This window comes from Pseudomonas sp. WS 5532 (assembly GCF_012985445.1).
Taxonomy (GTDB): Bacteria; Pseudomonadota; Gammaproteobacteria; order Pseudomonadales; family Pseudomonadaceae; genus Aquipseudomonas; species Aquipseudomonas edaphica.
The window spans coordinates 62,045-75,925 of the sequence record NZ_JAAQWK010000022.1 but is presented as its reverse complement, the minus strand read 5'-3'; the positions used below and the strand labels follow the sequence as shown (position 1 = coordinate 75,925).

Annotated in this window: 17 protein-coding genes; 10 read left to right on the top strand and 7 right to left on the bottom strand. The window is 59.7% G+C overall.

What is annotated here, in order from left to right; genetic code table 11:
• Positions 1-333: 333 nt before the first annotated feature.
• From HBO23_RS27665 to HBO23_RS27650, 4 genes are all read right to left on the bottom strand, one after another.
• On the bottom strand, positions 334-1,245 hold the full coding sequence (locus tag HBO23_RS27665) for an SDR family oxidoreductase (protein WP_017135080.1): 912 nt from the start codon (positions 1,243-1,245) through the stop codon (positions 334-336).
• A 173-nt stretch (positions 1,246-1,418) separates the two neighbouring features.
• Entirely contained in the window at positions 1,419-2,321 is a 903-nt protein-coding gene (locus HBO23_RS27660; protein WP_099549447.1) for an alpha/beta hydrolase, read from the bottom strand.
• A complete protein-coding gene (locus tag HBO23_RS27655) occupies positions 2,321-3,103 on the bottom strand; it encodes a class II aldolase/adducin family protein (RefSeq protein WP_170040514.1) in 783 nt (260 codons plus the stop codon). The genes HBO23_RS27660 and HBO23_RS27655 overlap by 1 nt, the downstream gene beginning before the upstream one ends.
• Positions 3,104-3,379: 276 nt before the next feature.
• Complete coding sequence (locus HBO23_RS27650) at positions 3,380-3,835, bottom strand: flavodoxin (protein ID WP_099549446.1); 456 nt, start codon at positions 3,833-3,835, stop codon at positions 3,380-3,382.
• Positions 3,836-3,964: 129 nt separating this feature from the next.
• Here HBO23_RS27650 and HBO23_RS27645 point away from each other — a divergent pair, with 129 nt between their 5' ends.
• Positions 3,965-4,432, top strand: coding sequence for a PAS domain-containing protein (locus HBO23_RS27645; RefSeq protein ID WP_017135085.1), 468 nt, complete (start codon positions 3,965-3,967; stop codon positions 4,430-4,432).
• 58 nt (positions 4,433-4,490) lie between these two features.
• Positions 4,491-5,096 (top strand): hypothetical protein, encoded by a 606-nt coding sequence (locus tag HBO23_RS27640; RefSeq protein WP_017135086.1) that lies wholly within the window; start codon positions 4,491-4,493, stop codon positions 5,094-5,096.
• 2 nt (positions 5,097-5,098) lie between these two features.
• Here the strand turns inward: HBO23_RS27640 and HBO23_RS27635 are convergent, their stop codons facing one another.
• The gene (locus HBO23_RS27635) at positions 5,099-6,058 is read right to left on the bottom strand and encodes a MerR family transcriptional regulator (RefSeq protein WP_170040512.1); all 960 of its coding nucleotides are present in this window, start codon (positions 6,056-6,058) and stop codon (positions 5,099-5,101) included.
• Between the two features lie 210 nt (positions 6,059-6,268).
• On the opposite strand from HBO23_RS27635, the gene HBO23_RS27630 reads away from it, so the two are divergent.
• From HBO23_RS27630 to HBO23_RS27605, 6 genes are read left to right on the top strand one after another with little or no spacing between them, the layout of a single operon-like run.
• Positions 6,269-6,826, top strand: a complete 558-nt coding sequence (locus HBO23_RS27630) for an antibiotic biosynthesis monooxygenase (RefSeq protein ID WP_170040510.1) — start codon at positions 6,269-6,271, stop codon at positions 6,824-6,826.
• Positions 6,827-6,883: 57 nt separating this feature from the next.
• Positions 6,884-7,594, top strand: a complete 711-nt coding sequence (gene folM, locus HBO23_RS27625) for a dihydromonapterin reductase (RefSeq protein ID WP_099549443.1) — start codon at positions 6,884-6,886, stop codon at positions 7,592-7,594.
• Positions 7,595-7,614: 20 nt separating this feature from the next.
• Positions 7,615-8,175, top strand: a complete 561-nt coding sequence (gene folE / locus HBO23_RS27620; protein WP_017135090.1) for a GTP cyclohydrolase I FolE — start codon at positions 7,615-7,617, stop codon at positions 8,173-8,175.
• Positions 8,176-8,177: 2 nt separating this feature from the next.
• The gene (folX, locus tag HBO23_RS27615) at positions 8,178-8,549 is read left to right on the top strand and encodes a dihydroneopterin triphosphate 2'-epimerase (protein ID WP_017135091.1); all 372 of its coding nucleotides are present in this window, start codon (positions 8,178-8,180) and stop codon (positions 8,547-8,549) included.
• 16 nt (positions 8,550-8,565) lie between these two features.
• Positions 8,566-8,862, top strand: coding sequence for a DUF1244 domain-containing protein (locus HBO23_RS27610; RefSeq protein WP_017135092.1), 297 nt, complete (start codon positions 8,566-8,568; stop codon positions 8,860-8,862).
• Complete coding sequence (locus tag HBO23_RS27605; protein ID WP_170040508.1) at positions 8,855-9,193, top strand: HopJ type III effector protein; 339 nt, start codon at positions 8,855-8,857, stop codon at positions 9,191-9,193. Before HBO23_RS27610 ends, HBO23_RS27605 begins: the two co-directional genes overlap by 8 nt.
• Positions 9,194-9,381: 188 nt before the next feature.
• On the opposite strand, the gene trxB is transcribed toward HBO23_RS27605, so the two are convergent.
• Complete coding sequence (gene trxB / locus HBO23_RS27600) at positions 9,382-10,344, bottom strand: thioredoxin-disulfide reductase (protein ID WP_017137935.1); 963 nt, start codon at positions 10,342-10,344, stop codon at positions 9,382-9,384.
• A gap of 292 nt (positions 10,345-10,636) precedes the next feature.
• On the opposite strand from trxB, the gene cysZ reads away from it, so the two are divergent.
• Positions 10,637-11,401, top strand: coding sequence for a sulfate transporter CysZ (gene cysZ / locus HBO23_RS27595; RefSeq protein ID WP_017137936.1), 765 nt, complete (start codon positions 10,637-10,639; stop codon positions 11,399-11,401).
• A 54-nt stretch (positions 11,402-11,455) separates the two neighbouring features.
• Complete coding sequence (locus tag HBO23_RS27590) at positions 11,456-12,634, top strand: glycosyltransferase family 1 protein (RefSeq protein WP_138453820.1); 1,179 nt, start codon at positions 11,456-11,458, stop codon at positions 12,632-12,634.
• A gap of 107 nt (positions 12,635-12,741) precedes the next feature.
• Here the strand turns inward: HBO23_RS27590 and HBO23_RS27585 are convergent, their stop codons facing one another.
• Entirely contained in the window at positions 12,742-13,845 is a 1,104-nt protein-coding gene (locus HBO23_RS27585; protein WP_017137938.1) for an NADH:flavin oxidoreductase, read from the bottom strand.
• Positions 13,846-13,881: the final 36 nt, after the last annotated feature.

Genomic DNA, 13,881 nt, shown 5'->3' with positions numbered 1-13,881 from the left:
GCGGATTATCAGGAGGATGGATAGCGCACCGGCGATCATTACTGAAATTGCAACAGTCCTTGTCCTGAACTGCTATTACTCATTTTGTTACAACCGACTATTCTTAACGCACTTTCAGGGCAGATGGCCCGCTTGGGTAAATCCAGGAAAAGTCTGATTCCAATAGATTGGCCTAATGTTTCAATCTATTACCGCTGTTCACTGACGTTGATTTGTCGCTCCTTGATCCAACGTCTTACTTCGGCCGCTGCGTTTGCAGCGGCCTTTTTTATACCCAAAATAAAACGGGGCGCCTTTAGCGCCCCGTATTATTCAACTGTGTTCAAGCAACGATCAGAGGCTGAACTTCTGCAAATTGGCCATCATCTCTTTCAACGCTTCGATGTTGTCCTTGGGGTGCGCAGCGCCTTCGAAGTCGCAGATCTGCGCCCAGTGCGCCGCCACATCGTCGGGTGAGAACCCGGCCTCAGGGTCAAACCCCACGCCCAGGCTGCGCTCCCAGCGGGTTTTGCCGATCCAGCCGCCGCCGACTTCAAACAAGCCCGAGGTGTCCTGGCACGCCTCGCTGCCCAGGTACACCACCAACGGGCTGACCAGTTCCGGCTTGAGGCGTTCGAACACCTGCGGCGGGATCAGGCCTTCGGTCATGCGCGTGCCGCCGGTGGGGGCGATGGCATTGACCAGGATGTTGTTCTTGCGCCCTTCCAGCGCCAGGGTGCGGGTCAAACCGTAGAGGCCCAGCTTGGCCATGCCGTAGTTGGACTGGCCGAAGTTGCCATAGATGCCCGAGGTGGACGCGGTAAAGATCACGCGGCCATAACCCTGCTCGCGCATGTGCGGCCAGGCGGCGCGGGTAACTTTGTAGGCACCTTCGACATGCACGCGGTACACCAGGTCCCAGTCACTGTCGTCCATTTTGTGGAAGGTCTTGTCGCGCAGGATGCCGGCGTTGTTGACCACCACGTCGACACGGCCGAACACGTCGAGAGCGTGCTGGACGATCTTGTCCCCCTCGGTTACGGAGTCATGGTTGGCCTCGGCAGTACCGCCCGCCTCGCGAATCTCCGCCACTACACGGTCGGCGGCCGAGGCATTCGCGCCTTCGCCCTGGGTCGAGCCGCCGAGGTCGTTGACCAGCACTTTGGCCCCGTGCCTGGCAAACAGCAGCGCATGGGCACGGCCCAGCCCGCCGCCGGCACCGGTGACGATCACGACCTTATCCTGGAACTGCACTGACTCACTCATACCGAACTCCGTTGGCGACATTGGCAATGGGTTGAGTGTCACGCACGCAGCCTTTGGTCACAATAAACACGGCCGAGGCTGAATGGTGCTCAATAAGACAGCGCGATGATCAACCGGCTGTTGTGGCGAGGGAGCTTGCTCCCGCTGGGCTGCGCAGCAGCCCGGGATTGGCCTCAGGAGTAGGCCACTCGCGGCGCCGGCTGAGCGATGCGTTCACGAAACGCCAAATAATGCTTGAGCACCAGCACCGGCGCTTCGATCTGCGGGTAGTGGCCGATATTGGTCAGTAATACCGAGTCGGCATTGGGCACCAACTGGCGATAACGCTCCACCATATGCGCACCGGAAATGGGATCGACTTCTCCATCGATTACCCGCAGCGGCACTTCATTGCGTTGCATCGCCACCACCCAGCGTTCACGCAGACGGCGGCGCTGGGGAATGTAGGCAATCAACTTATGCAGGATACGCGGGCCGTCATTGCAGTTGATCAAGCTCCAGAAGTCATCCAGTGCACTTTCACTGGGCCGCGTGTTCGGGCCGAAAATCTGGCTGAAACTGTTCGACAAAGCGTTGCGCCCAAAGGCACGGCCGATCATCCAGCCGAGTGGGCTGAGCAAGAGTTTCTGCACCAATGCCGGGCGATGGGTCTCGGGAAACAGCCCACCATTGAGGAACACGCAGCTGGCCATCAGGAAGCGGCCGTCGTAATGGCGCGCCAGTAATTCCTGGGCCACGCTGTCGCCATAGTCATGGGCCAACACATGCACCGGCCGCTCCACACGCAGGTGTTCGAGCAGCGCCTGTTGCAGGTCGGCCTGCTCCAGCAGGCAGTAATCGTGGTTCAGCGGCTTGGCCGAATCGCCAAACCCGAGCATGTCGCAGGCGATCACCAAGTTACGCTGGGCCAGGGGCTGCCACAGGTAGTGCCAGTCCCAACTGGCGGTGGGAAAGCCATGAATCAATAGCAACGGCTCGCCCTGCCCCGCTACCCAGTAACGGATCATGTGGCCACGAAAGAGAAATTCCTGGCCACGTTTGCGCCAGGCTCTGAGCGGTATCTCGGCGAGTGGCATCAGCTTTTATACCCGGGATCTTGCAGGTCCAATTTACGCAACAGCGCCGGCCACGCCAGTGCACCACCCATACCTTGCGCGCTCTTTGTGACAACCGCCACCATCGCCTTGGCACCCGCCAGAATCTGCGGCTCAATGGCAATTAATTCGGCGCCGCCGTTTTGCGCCAGCACCTGGATGTCGCAAGCGCGCTGGAAGGTGAACATTATTAAAAACGTGTCGGCGATCGAACCAGCGCAGGTCAACAGACCGTGGTTGTGCAGCATGAGGAAATTGTTGTCGCCCAGGTCCGCCTGTAAGCGGGCTTTTTCTTCAGGGTTGAGCGCCACGCCTTCATAGGCGTGATAGGCCAGGCTGGACAACACAAAGGTGGATTGCTGGCTGATCGGCAGCACGCCCTGCTTCTGCGCCGACACCGCAACCCCCGCGGCGGTGTGGGTGTGCAGCACGCAGACCACGTCGTGGCGCACTTCATGGATGGCACTGTGGATGGTGTAGCCGGCGGGGTTGATCTCGTAAGGGCTGTCCATCAGCTTGTTGCCGGCCTGATCAACCTTGACCAGGCTCGACGCCGTAATTTCATGAAACATCAACCCATAGGGGTTGATCAGGAAATCATCGGTACCCGGCACCTTGGCGGAAATATGCGTGAAGATCAGGTCATCCCAGCCATGCAGCGCCACCAGGCGATAGCAGGCCGCGAGGTCGACGCGGGTCTGCCATTCGGCAGCGCTGACCTGGTCTTTGACATTCTGTGGCGATAGAACAGGGGCTAGGCTCACGGCAACAACCTCCTTGGTTCGCGTTCTTATTATTTTTCTGGATGAGGAGCCAGTCTAGTCAGGCGCGATGACGCAAGGAGTTGCCTTGGCAGCCAGCTTGATGACTGAGCGAGTCAGTCATGAGAATAGTACAAACGGTGTCAGAGAAGTGCCGCCAATAAAGGCACGGCGAACAGGTTGAGCAAGCCCGTCAGCACGAGCCAGAACACCGGCATCAGCTTGCGCTGGGGCATTGCCTTTATCTGGCGTGGCGGGCCTTGCTGCGTGAATTCCCGGTCAAGCGCGCAGTGCAGTGACCAATTCGGCCAGCCAAGGCTCGGCGTCGGCTTCCGGGGTCACGCTTTCGCTGGCGTCCAGGCGCAGCATCGGCAGCACTTCGCGTACGCCCAGTTCGGCGAACAGTTCGCGCATTTGCTCGCCGCCACCGCAGAACGTGTCGCCATAGCTGGCGTCACCCAGGCCGATCACCGCACCGGGCAGGTCGCGCCAGGCGGCTGGCAGTTGGTCACGAATGGTCGAATACAGCGGTTGCAGGTTGTCGGGAAGTTCACCCATGCCGGTGGTCGATGTGACCGCCAGGAATGCCTCGGGGGCAAAGGCTTGCACGTCGGCCAAGGTGGCGCGTGGGTTGTGCCAGGCTTCAAAACCGGCGGCGTTGAGGATACCGGCGGCGTGGCGGGCGACTTCTTCAGCTGTGCCGTAGACCGAGCCGGAAAGGATGGCGACTTTCATCAATCTGATCCTGTAGTTGAGCGAAAGCGTGGGATATTAGCAGCTGACACAAATATTTCAGTGCACACCGTGCAACATTCAAAAGTTGCCATAGAATTCAGGCTTTAAAAACATGCGATGGATTGCTCAATGATCAACGCCAACCTGATGCAACTGGTGATCAACGCTTCTAACGACGGTATCGTCGTCGCCGAACGTGAAGGCCAGGACAAGCCGCTGATCTACGTGAACCCGGCGTTCGAGCGTTTGACCGGTTACACCCTGGACGACATCCTGTATCAGGATTGCCGCTTCCTGCAGGCGGGTGACCGTGACCAACCGGCGCTGATGGCCATTCGTGAAGCCCTCGACAGCGGTGGAGCCTGCCGGGAGATACTGCGCAATTACCGCAAGGACGGCACGCACTTCTGGAATGAGCTGTCGCTTTCCACGGTTTACAACAAGGCCGACAAGCAAACGTATTTTGTCGGTGTGCAAAAAGACGTTACGGTTCAGGTGAAAGCGCAGCAACGCATCGCTCAGTTGGAAGCCCAAGTGGCCGAGCTTAAAGATGAGCTGGCGGCACTCAAGGCGACGAGCGGAATTAACAAAGTGTAAAAAATGCGGTCTTTAGAGCGATAATGGCTTTTTAATGCCTCACCCTTGAGCTACATCAATGCAACGCGACGCGCTATTGACGCAGGACGAGCTGGATTTTATCCAGGACATGCAGCACAACCCGCAACTCAACCTGCGGGATGCCTGGTCGAGCCTGACCGTTAATGGCGGTGCGCAGATTCGCGATTTGCTCACGCGCCTGGCCGCTCACGACCACGTCACCATCCAGGCACAGTTCGACAACCAGCAACTGACCTTCCCGCTGCATTTGGTGGAAGACGAGTTTCATGCGGTGCATCTGCGCTTGGGCGTGCCGAGCATTTTTGAAGATGGGCCGATGATCCGTCCATGGCGCCTGGCGCTTGAAGCCCCCGTGGCGATGGAAAACGTCAGGGGCAACCCTGCCGCGCTATGGGTGCATGAGGTGTCATTCAAGGGCGTACTGGTGGAAATTCGCGGACGGGTCAAACCGCCGAAAACCTTTTCCCTGTGGTTCAGTCCGTCCGGTTACGAGCGTATTGCCTTGCGCGGCACGCTGGAACGGGAAACCGCGCGGGGTCTGTTCGCTTATCGCCTGAGCCAGAGTGACGCGAATGAGATCGAACGGTTACGCCAGTTCATCCTGCATCAGCACCGGTTGGTCCATCCGCACGTACACGCCTGAAATCAACTATCCAACTGGCCTGCAAGAAACTGCTGCAAGCGGCTCTGCATCTGGCGCCCTTCGCTGCCCAGGCAGCCGATAGACGAACCGGCCAGATCACCCTCGGCCAGGTCCGCAGCGGCACCGGCCAGGAACAGTGGGCAATCCAGGGTCAACGCCAGACGGTTCAGGCGCGCTGCCAGATCATGGTTATGCCAATGGTTGGAGAAAATCACCAGCGCCTTGGGCCGGATCTTTTCACACACCAATGTCAGTTCATCAAAGGGCTGGCCCATGCCCAGCACTTTCACCGGCGTGTCTTCGTGACTGAGCATCAGCGCCGCTACCAGCAGTTCCAATTTACGGCATTCGCCAGGCATGGCCGCCAGCAACACCCGCGGCGCGAGTGGGGCACTGGCAAGCTGCAAGCGCTCAAAGGTACGCATGCGCAGGAAGGTGTCGTAAAAAAGCCATTCACTGGCCTGGCCAAAATGCCCCTGGTGGCGCATCAGATCGCTCCAGAGGGGCATCAGGATGTCCTGGAACGCAACGTTCAGCGGGTAAGTCGCGAAAATCTGACCGTACAGGCTTTCCAATTGGCGATCGTCAAAGGCTTTGACTGCCAGCAGCAACCGCAGTCGCCACTGTGACCACTCACTCTCGTCGACCTTATCGCCCTCGGCACGAATGGTCTCAGCCTGCTGATCGTCACGGGCGAGGATCTTACCGACCTTGCTCACGGCCACGCCGCGTTCAATCCAGTCGAGAATACGATTGACGGTCACAATATCGGCGCTGGAGTAGAGCCGATGCCCGCTTTCGGTGCGCGTTGGCTGGATCAGGCCATACCGCCGCTCCCAGGCTCGCAGTGTGACCGGGTTCACACCTGTCAGTCTTGACACTTCACGGATCGGAAACAGCTCATCTGAGACGGTTGATTCCAGTTGCGAAATGCTATCAATGGGCACATTAATCACGGGCATTTTGAGCCAAAAAGCCAACGTTATTTGGGGTCCCATTTAACGCCTTTCTACCTGTCCTTTTCAAGGCCGTTACTTTTCGGACCACTGCCGCTGGCGTATTTCTTCAAAACAGGAATAATCCTTGCGTGCTTTTTGGTGATGGTCTTACCCGGCCGCCACCTTAGTGCGCCACCTACCCGCTTGGCGCACCTGATTACTTGGAGATACACAATGTCTACCTCTCCCGTCACCTTGATGGTTGCGCGCCGCGTGGCCAAAGGGCGCTATGAAGAATTGATGGCCTGGCTGCGCGAAGGCGAGCAATTGGCCACTGACTTCCCCGGCTACCTGGGTTCCGGCGTGCTTGCGCCGCCGCCCAATGATGATGAGTTTCAGATCATCTTCCGCTTCGCCGATGAAAAAACCCTGCATGCCTGGGAGTTCTCCGCCTCGCGCAGCGCCTGGCTAAGCCGTGGCAGCGAACTGTTTGCCGACCCGTCCGAGCATCGCGTCAGTGGCATCGATGGCTGGTTCGGTGCCGTGGGTGCACGACCACCGCGCTGGAAACAGGCGGTGGCGATCTGGCTGGCATTTTTCCCGGTGTCGCTGCTGTTCAACTTCGGCCTGGGGCCGCTGCTCAGCGAGTTGGACATGTTCCCGCGTGTGCTGGTCAGTACCCTGGCACTCACGCCGCTGATGGTTTACTTCTTTATTCCTCTATCGACCCATCTGCTCGCGAGCTGGTTGCATCCAACACCAACGCCCAAGACTACCCAAGCCGCTGCTTGAGTACAGGCGTGGCCGGTCGCTGGTATAGTTTCAACCTGCCAGCGACTCGAGCCTCCCATGACGGTAACCAACGCCCCGATCCTGATCACCGGTGCCGGCCAGCGTGTCGGCCTTTATTGTGCCGAGCGCCTGCTCGACGAAGGCCACGCGGTGATTTTCAGCTACCGCAGCGAACGCCCAGGCGTTGAGGCCTTGCGCGCGCGTGGCGCGCTCGGCGTGTTTGCCGACTTCTCCACTGAGGCCGGGATTCTGGCCTTTATCGCCGAACTGAAAACCCATACCGACAGCCTGCGTGCGATCATTCACAACGCGTCGGCGTGGGTTGCCGAAACACCTGGCGACGAAAGCCGCGCCTTTACCGACATGTTCAGCGTGCACATGCTTGCGCCGTATCTGATCAACCTGCATTGTTCACCTTTGCTGCAACGCTCGACACCCGCCGATATCGTGCACATCAGCGATGACGTGGTGCGCAAGGGCAGCCGCCAGCACATCGCCTACTGCGCCACAAAAGCCGGTCTCGACAGCCTTACACTTTCGTTCGCTGCGCAGTTTGCGCCGCTGATCAAGGTCAACGGCATCGCGCCGGCGATGGTGATGTTCAACGCGGGCGATGATGCGGCGTACCGCGCCAAGGTGCTGGCCAAGTCAGCGCTGGGCATCGAGCCTGGGCCTGCGGTGATCTACCAGAGTGTGCGTTACCTGCTGGACAACCCGTATGTCACCGGAACCACCCTGACCGTCAACGGCGGGCGGCATATCAAGTAAGCCGTTTGTGAGGATGTTGTATGACCTTGTCCCTGCCCCAACACTACCGCGAGATCCTCAAAGGCCTGGGCGAAGACCCGGAGCGCGAAGGCTTGCTCGACACCCCCAAGCGCGCCGCCAAGGCCATGCAGTACCTGTGTCATGGCTATGAGCAGGACCTGGAAACCATCGTCAACGGCGCATTGTTCGCCTCCGATAACGACGAGATGGTGATCCTCAAGGACATCGAGTTGTATTCGCTGTGCGAGCACCACCTGCTGCCCTTTATCGGCAAGGCCCATGTGGCCTATATACCGACCGGCAAGGTGCTGGGCCTGTCGAAGCTGGCGCGCATTGTCGACATGTACGCGCGGCGCCTGCAGATCCAGGAAAACCTCACGCGGCAGATCGCCGACGCTATCCAGCAGGTCACCCAAGCCGCAGGCGTGGCGGTGGTAATTGAAGCCAAGCACATGTGCATGATGATGCGCGGCGTGGAAAAACAGAATTCAACCATGAACACCTCAGTGATGCTCGGCGCGTTCCGCGAGTCGAACACCACGCGTATGGAGTTCCTGCAACTGATCGGACGGAGCAAGTAGCAATGCCACAACTTCAACCAGGCATGGCGCGCATCCGGGTCAAGGACCTGTGCCTGCGCACCTTTATTGGCATCAATGAAGATGAGATCAACAACAAGCAGGACGTGCTGATCAACCTGACTATCCTGTATGCCGCCCAGGAAGCCGTGCGCGACAATGACATCGACCACGCGCTGAATTACCGCACCATCACCAAGGCGATTATTGCCCACGTCGAAGGCAATCGCTTTGCGCTGCTCGAACGCCTGACGCAAGAGTTGCTGGACCTGGTGATGAGCAATGAGTCCGTGCTGTACGCCGAAGTCGAAGTGGACAAGCCCCATGCGCTGCGCTTTGCCGAGTCGGTGTCGATAACCCTCGCAGCCAGCCGCTGATAGTTAAGTGAGCCTTATGAACGATCAACAACGCCTCGAACTCGAAGCCGCCGCCTTCCGCCGGTTGGTGGCCCACCTGGACAGCCGCAAGGATGTGCAGAACATCGACCTGATGAACCTCTCGGGCTTTTGCCGCAACTGCTTATCCAAGTGGTACAAGGCCGAGGCCGACGAGCGCCACATCGAGCTGAGCCTCGATGATGCCCGCGAAGTGGTGTACGGCATGCCGTATGCCGAGTGGAAAGCCCAATACCAGCAAGAAGCCAGCGCCGACCAACAGGCGGCGTTCGCCAAAGGAAAACCCCATGACTGATCTGAACACCCTGCGCGCCAGCCTCAACAGCGGCGAACACGTTTTTGCCGACACCCTGGCTTTTGTAGCTGCCGGTTACGACTACCAGCCGCAGGCTTTTACCAATGGCGGCGTAAAAAATGCTGCTGGTCAGAACGAAGGTTCATGCAAGACCTTGGGCTTGGCGCTGCTGGAAGGCTTGAGCGACCAGGAAGCGCTGCTGGCGTTTGGTGAGCATTACCGTTCGGTGGTGGCAACGCCGGAGGGCAGTGATCACGGCAATATCCGCGCGTTGATTGCGCATGGTTTGGCCGGCGTGAAGTTCACCGCACAGCCCCTGACCCGCCGCTGATCTAATCTGCCACCCCGGTTTAAGGTGGGAGCTGGCTTGCCTGCGATAGCGGTGTGTCAGCCACCACCGCTATCGCAGGCAAGCCAGCTCCCACATTGAATCGGGTTGGCACATCAGCACTGTGGTGCGGCTTGAATCGTGCGCATAAAAAAACCGGCCTCTCAGCCGGTTTTTTCATTTCAACGGGTTTAGAACGCAGCGTCCTTCAAACCGTCGAGGTAACGCTCAGCGTCCAAGGCCGCCATGCAACCAGCGCCGGCCGAGGTGATGGCCTGGCGGTACACGTGGTCAGCCACGTCACCGGCGGCAAAGATGCCTTCGATGTTGGTCGCAGTGGCGTTGCCTTCACGGCCGCCTTGCACAACCAGGTAGCCATCTTTGGCTTCGAGCACGCCTTCGAACAGCGAGGTGTTCGGGGTGTGGCCGATGGCGATGAACACGCCGTCGACTTTCAGCTCGTCGAAGCTGCCGTCGTTGTTTTTCAGGCGAGCACCGGTCACGCCCATGTTGTCGCCCAGGACTTCATCCAGGGTGGCGTTGAGCTTGAGGATGATCTTGCCTTCAGCCACACGGGCGTGCAGTTTGTCGATCAGGATCTTCTCGGCGCGGAAGGTCTCGCGGCGGTGAACCAGGGTCACGGTGCTGGCAATGTTGGCCAGGTACAGCGCTTCTTCCACGGCGGTGTTGCCGCCACCGACCACAGCGACCGGCTTGTTACGGTAGAAGAAACCGTCGCAGGTCGCGCAGGCGGAGACGCCTTTGCCCATGAACGCTTCTTCCGATGGCAGGCCCAGGTAACGGGCGCTGGCACCGGTAGCGATGATCAGCGCGTCACAGGTATAGACACCGCTGTCGCCGGTCAGGCTGTAAGGCTTTTTCGAGAAGTCGACTTGGTTGATGTGGTCGAACACGATCTCGGTTTCAAAGCGCTCGGCGTGCTCTTTCATACGCTCCATCAGCACCGGGCCGGTCAGGCCGTGGACGTCGCCCGGCCAGTTGTCGACTTCAGTGGTGGTGGTCAACTGACCGCCTGCCTGCATGCCGGTAATCAGCAGCGGCTTGAGGTTGGCCCGGGCAGCGTAGACGGCAGCGCTGTAACCGGCAGGGCCGGAACCGAGAATAATCACTCGCGAATGACGGGTATCAGACATGACTCACTCCTATCGACCGCCCGGACCACAAGGCAGCTGGAATAAAAAAGGACCGCGAAGCACTTGGGGAAGGCTTGAACTCGCAGGCCCTGAAAATAATGGGTGCAGCGTATAGAGGGGGGCAAGATTAAGGAAATACGGAATAACAATCCAGCTCATAGGTGGTCTCTATGCAGTCGCCGCGATTAATCGACACCCTGGTTGCCTAGATGTTACCGCTGATGTCGCCGCTTTCGCCGAAGAAGCAAAGCCGGTAAGGTCGGCGCGTTCGTCTTCTTGCTCGGAGTTCTCCATGCCTGCCCCTGCTCTTTCTGGCCCGCAATACCTGCGTGAAGGCCTCAAACTGGTGTTGAGCCCTGGCCTGCGCCTGTTTGTGCTGCTGCCGTTGGCGATCAACCTGGTGCTGTTCGTCGGCTTGATCTATTTCGCCGGCCATCAGTTCAGCCTGTGGGTCGACACCTTGATGCCGACGCTGCCTGGCTGGCTGAGTTTCCTCAGCTACATCCTGTGGCCCTTGTTTGTGGTGCTGGTGGTGTTGATGGTGTTTTTCACCTTCACCATGCTCGCCAATATCATCGCCGCGCCATTCAACGGTTTTCTCTCGGAGAAAGTCGAGGTAGTGGTGCGCGGCACAGACGACTTCCCCGCCTTCAGCTGGGGCGAGTTGATGGCCATGGTCCCGCGCACCCTGGCGCGGGAAATGCGCAAGCTGGGTTACTTCCTGCCACGGGCCATCGGCCTGTTTATCCTGTCGTTCATTCCGGTGGTCAACCTGATCGCCGCGCCGCTGTGGCTGCTGTTCGGCGTATGGATGATGGCGATCCAGTACATCGACTACCCGGCGGATAACCACAAGCTGGGCTGGAACGAAATGCTCGCCTGGCTGCGCCAGAAGCGCTGGCAAAGCATGAGTTTTGGCGGCATTGTTTATCTGGTGCTGCTGGTGCCGGTGGTCAACCTGCTGATGATGCCGGCGGCCGTGGCCGGGGCTACGCTGTTCTGGGTGCGTGAGCAAGGGGCCGAGGCGATGGCACGGCAGGCGATAGCCAAGTCATAAATCCATCATCCTAGAGTCACAATGACGACATGGCCCACGGTGACACTGTGGGTCATGACGACAGCCTCGCTCCACATCACCCTGATTACCGAAACCTTCCCGCCGGAGATCAATGGGGTGGCCAATACTCTTGGCCGCCTGTGCGAGGGTTTGCGCGCGCGCGGCCATCAGGTCGAGTTGGTGCGCCCCCGCCAGGGCACCGATCAAAGCCGGCCCAGCGACGATGGGTTGCTGCTGTGTCGCGGCTGGCCACTGCCAGGGTACCCGGGGCTGCAATGGGGCCAGTCGTCGATGCACAAGTTGCTGCGGCGCTGGACACGCCAGCGCCCGGACGTGCTGTACATCGCCACTGAGGGGCCGCTGGGGCTGTCGGCGCTACGTGCGGCGCGGCGCCTGGGGATCAGCGTGGTCAGCGGGTTTCACACCAACTTCCAGCAGTACTCCAATCAATATGGCTTGAGCCTGCTCAGCCGCATGGTGACCCATTACTTGCGCTGGTTTCACAACCGCTCGACCCTGACCCTGGTGCCCAGCGCGAGCCAGCGCCTGGAGTTGGAACGTCGCCACTTCGAGCGCCTGGGCATGTTGTCACGCGGCGTCGACAGCCAGTTGTTCCACCCCGCCAAACGCGATAACGCGTTGCGTGAAAGCTGGGCGCTGAATAACGATCAAATCGCCGTACTGCATGTAGGCCGACTGGCACAGGAAAAAAACCTGGGGCTGCTCAAGCGCTGCTTTGAAACCTTGCAGGACACCTACCCACTGCGCCAGATGAAACTGATCATCGTCGGCGACGGCCCGCAACGGGCGACGCTGGAAAAGGAACTGCCCGAGGCAGTGTTCTGCGGCACCTTGCGCGGCGAAGAACTGGCACGGCATTACGCGTCCGGCGATGTGTTCCTGTTCCCCAGCCTGACCGAAACTTTCGGCAATGTGGTGCTGGAAGCCATGGCCTCCGGCCTGGGTGTGGTGGCTTACGACCAGGCGGCCGCCACCCAGCATATTCGCCATGGCTACAATGGCGTGCTGGCGATGCCAGGGGATGAGGGCGCGTTTTGTGACGCTGCCAATTGGCTGCTGGAAGATGCGGAGAGTTTGCGCCGCATGCGCTTGAATGCTCGTCAGCATGCGAGCCGCCAGGGTTGGCCGGCGATTATCGAACAGTTTGAGCGCCAATTGCGCGGGGTGTGCGGCGAGCGGACGGTGATTGCAGGGGAGTCGCGGTTGATCTGATGCCTGTGTTGGCCGTTAGATCGCTATCGCGGGCAAGCCCGGCTCCCACATTGGAACGCATTTTCCTGTGGGAGCCGGGCTTGCCCGCGATGGCGTCGGAGCAGACGCTACACCAGGCTGGTTAACGCCTCACGACTGAACGGCAGAATGTCGCCCTCACGACCTTCGCGCACCTTCACGGCCCAATCCGGGTCCACCAGCAGGGCACGGCCCACCGCGACCAGATCAAACTCATCGTTGTTCAGACGTTCCAGCAGCTTTTCCAGGCTGGCCGGTTGGGCGACCTTGTCGGTGTTGACCATGAACTGCAGGAACTCGCCGTCCAGACCCACACTACCGACAGTGATGGTCGGCTTGCCGGTGAGCTGGCGGGTCCAGCCGGCCAGGTTGAGGTCGGAGCCTTCGAATTCCGGTTCCCAGAACCGACGCGTGGAGCAGTGGAAAATATCCACACCGGCGTCGGATAACGGCTTAAGAAACTCACCCAGCGCCTCGGGGGTTTGCACCAGGCGTGCGGTGTAGTCCTGCTGCTTCCATTGAGAGAAGCGCAAGATGATCGGGAAGTCCGGGCCGACGGCGGCGCGGGTGGCCTGGATCAATTCAATGGCAAAACGCGAACGGTTGGCCAGGCTGCCGCCGTATTCGTCAGTGCGCTGGTTGCTGCCCTCCCAGAAGAACTGATCGACCAGATAGCCGTGGGCGCCGTGGATCTCCACGCCATCCATGCCGATGCGCTGGGCATCCTTGGCGGCCTGGGCGAAGGCGTTGATCACGTCCTTGATGTCTTGTTGGGTCATGCCATGGACGACGACGTTGCCGTCCTTGAGTTTCTCCATCGGGCCGTAGGCCGGCACGCTGGCGTCAGGCTCGGTGCCGATACGGCGCACGCTGCCCACGTGCCACAGCTGCGGGACGATCTTGCCGCCTTCGGCGTGTACCGCGTCCACCACTTTCTTCCAGCCGGCCAACGCGGCCTCACCATAAAAGTGCGGGACGTTCGGGTAGCCATTGGAGGCCTGATGGCCGACCACCGTGCCTTCGGTGATGATCAGGCCCACGCCCGCAGCGGCGCGGCGGCGGTAGTACTCGATGACTTTGGAATTGGGTACGCCACCCGGCGAGAACGAACGCGTCATCGGCGCCATGACAACACGGGTGGACAGTTGCAGTGCACCGAGCTGGAAAGGTTTGAACAAAGCCTGGACGGGCATGGGAGCACTCCACATAAGAGGGATTTATGATGTGGA

Bases quoted from the DNA above. Each gene is read 5' to 3' on its own strand.
- HBO23_RS27610 (WP_017135092.1), top strand. From the start codon at position 8,566: ATGAACGATCAACAACGCCTCGAACTCGAAGCCGCCGCCTTCCGCCGG.
- HBO23_RS27605 (WP_170040508.1), top strand. From the start codon at position 8,855: ATGACTGATCTGAACACCCTGCGCGCCAGCCTCAACAGCGGCGAACAC.
- folE (WP_017135090.1), top strand. From the start codon at position 7,615: ATGACCTTGTCCCTGCCCCAACACTACCGCGAGATCCTCAAAGGCCTG.
- folM (WP_099549443.1), top strand. From the start codon at position 6,884: ATGACGGTAACCAACGCCCCGATCCTGATCACCGGTGCCGGCCAGCGT.
- HBO23_RS27640 (WP_017135086.1), top strand. From the start codon at position 4,491: ATGCAACGCGACGCGCTATTGACGCAGGACGAGCTGGATTTTATCCAG.
- HBO23_RS27585 (WP_017137938.1), bottom strand. From the start codon at position 13,845: ATGCCCGTCCAGGCTTTGTTCAAACCTTTCCAGCTCGGTGCACTGCAA.
- trxB (WP_017137935.1), bottom strand. From the start codon at position 10,344: ATGTCTGATACCCGTCATTCGCGAGTGATTATTCTCGGTTCCGGCCCT.
- HBO23_RS27630 (WP_170040510.1), top strand. From the start codon at position 6,269: ATGTCTACCTCTCCCGTCACCTTGATGGTTGCGCGCCGCGTGGCCAAA.
- HBO23_RS27635 (WP_170040512.1), bottom strand. From the start codon at position 6,058: ATGCCCGTGATTAATGTGCCCATTGATAGCATTTCGCAACTGGAATCA.
- HBO23_RS27660 (WP_099549447.1), bottom strand. From the start codon at position 2,321: ATGCCACTCGCCGAGATACCGCTCAGAGCCTGGCGCAAACGTGGCCAG.
- cysZ (WP_017137936.1), top strand. From the start codon at position 10,637: ATGCCTGCCCCTGCTCTTTCTGGCCCGCAATACCTGCGTGAAGGCCTC.
- HBO23_RS27590 (WP_138453820.1), top strand. From the start codon at position 11,456: ATGACGACAGCCTCGCTCCACATCACCCTGATTACCGAAACCTTCCCG.
- HBO23_RS27650 (WP_099549446.1), bottom strand. From the start codon at position 3,835: ATGAAAGTCGCCATCCTTTCCGGCTCGGTCTACGGCACAGCTGAAGAA.
- folX (WP_017135091.1), top strand. From the start codon at position 8,178: ATGCCACAACTTCAACCAGGCATGGCGCGCATCCGGGTCAAGGACCTG.
- HBO23_RS27665 (WP_017135080.1), bottom strand. From the start codon at position 1,245: ATGAGTGAGTCAGTGCAGTTCCAGGATAAGGTCGTGATCGTCACCGGT.
- HBO23_RS27645 (WP_017135085.1), top strand. From the start codon at position 3,965: ATGATCAACGCCAACCTGATGCAACTGGTGATCAACGCTTCTAACGAC.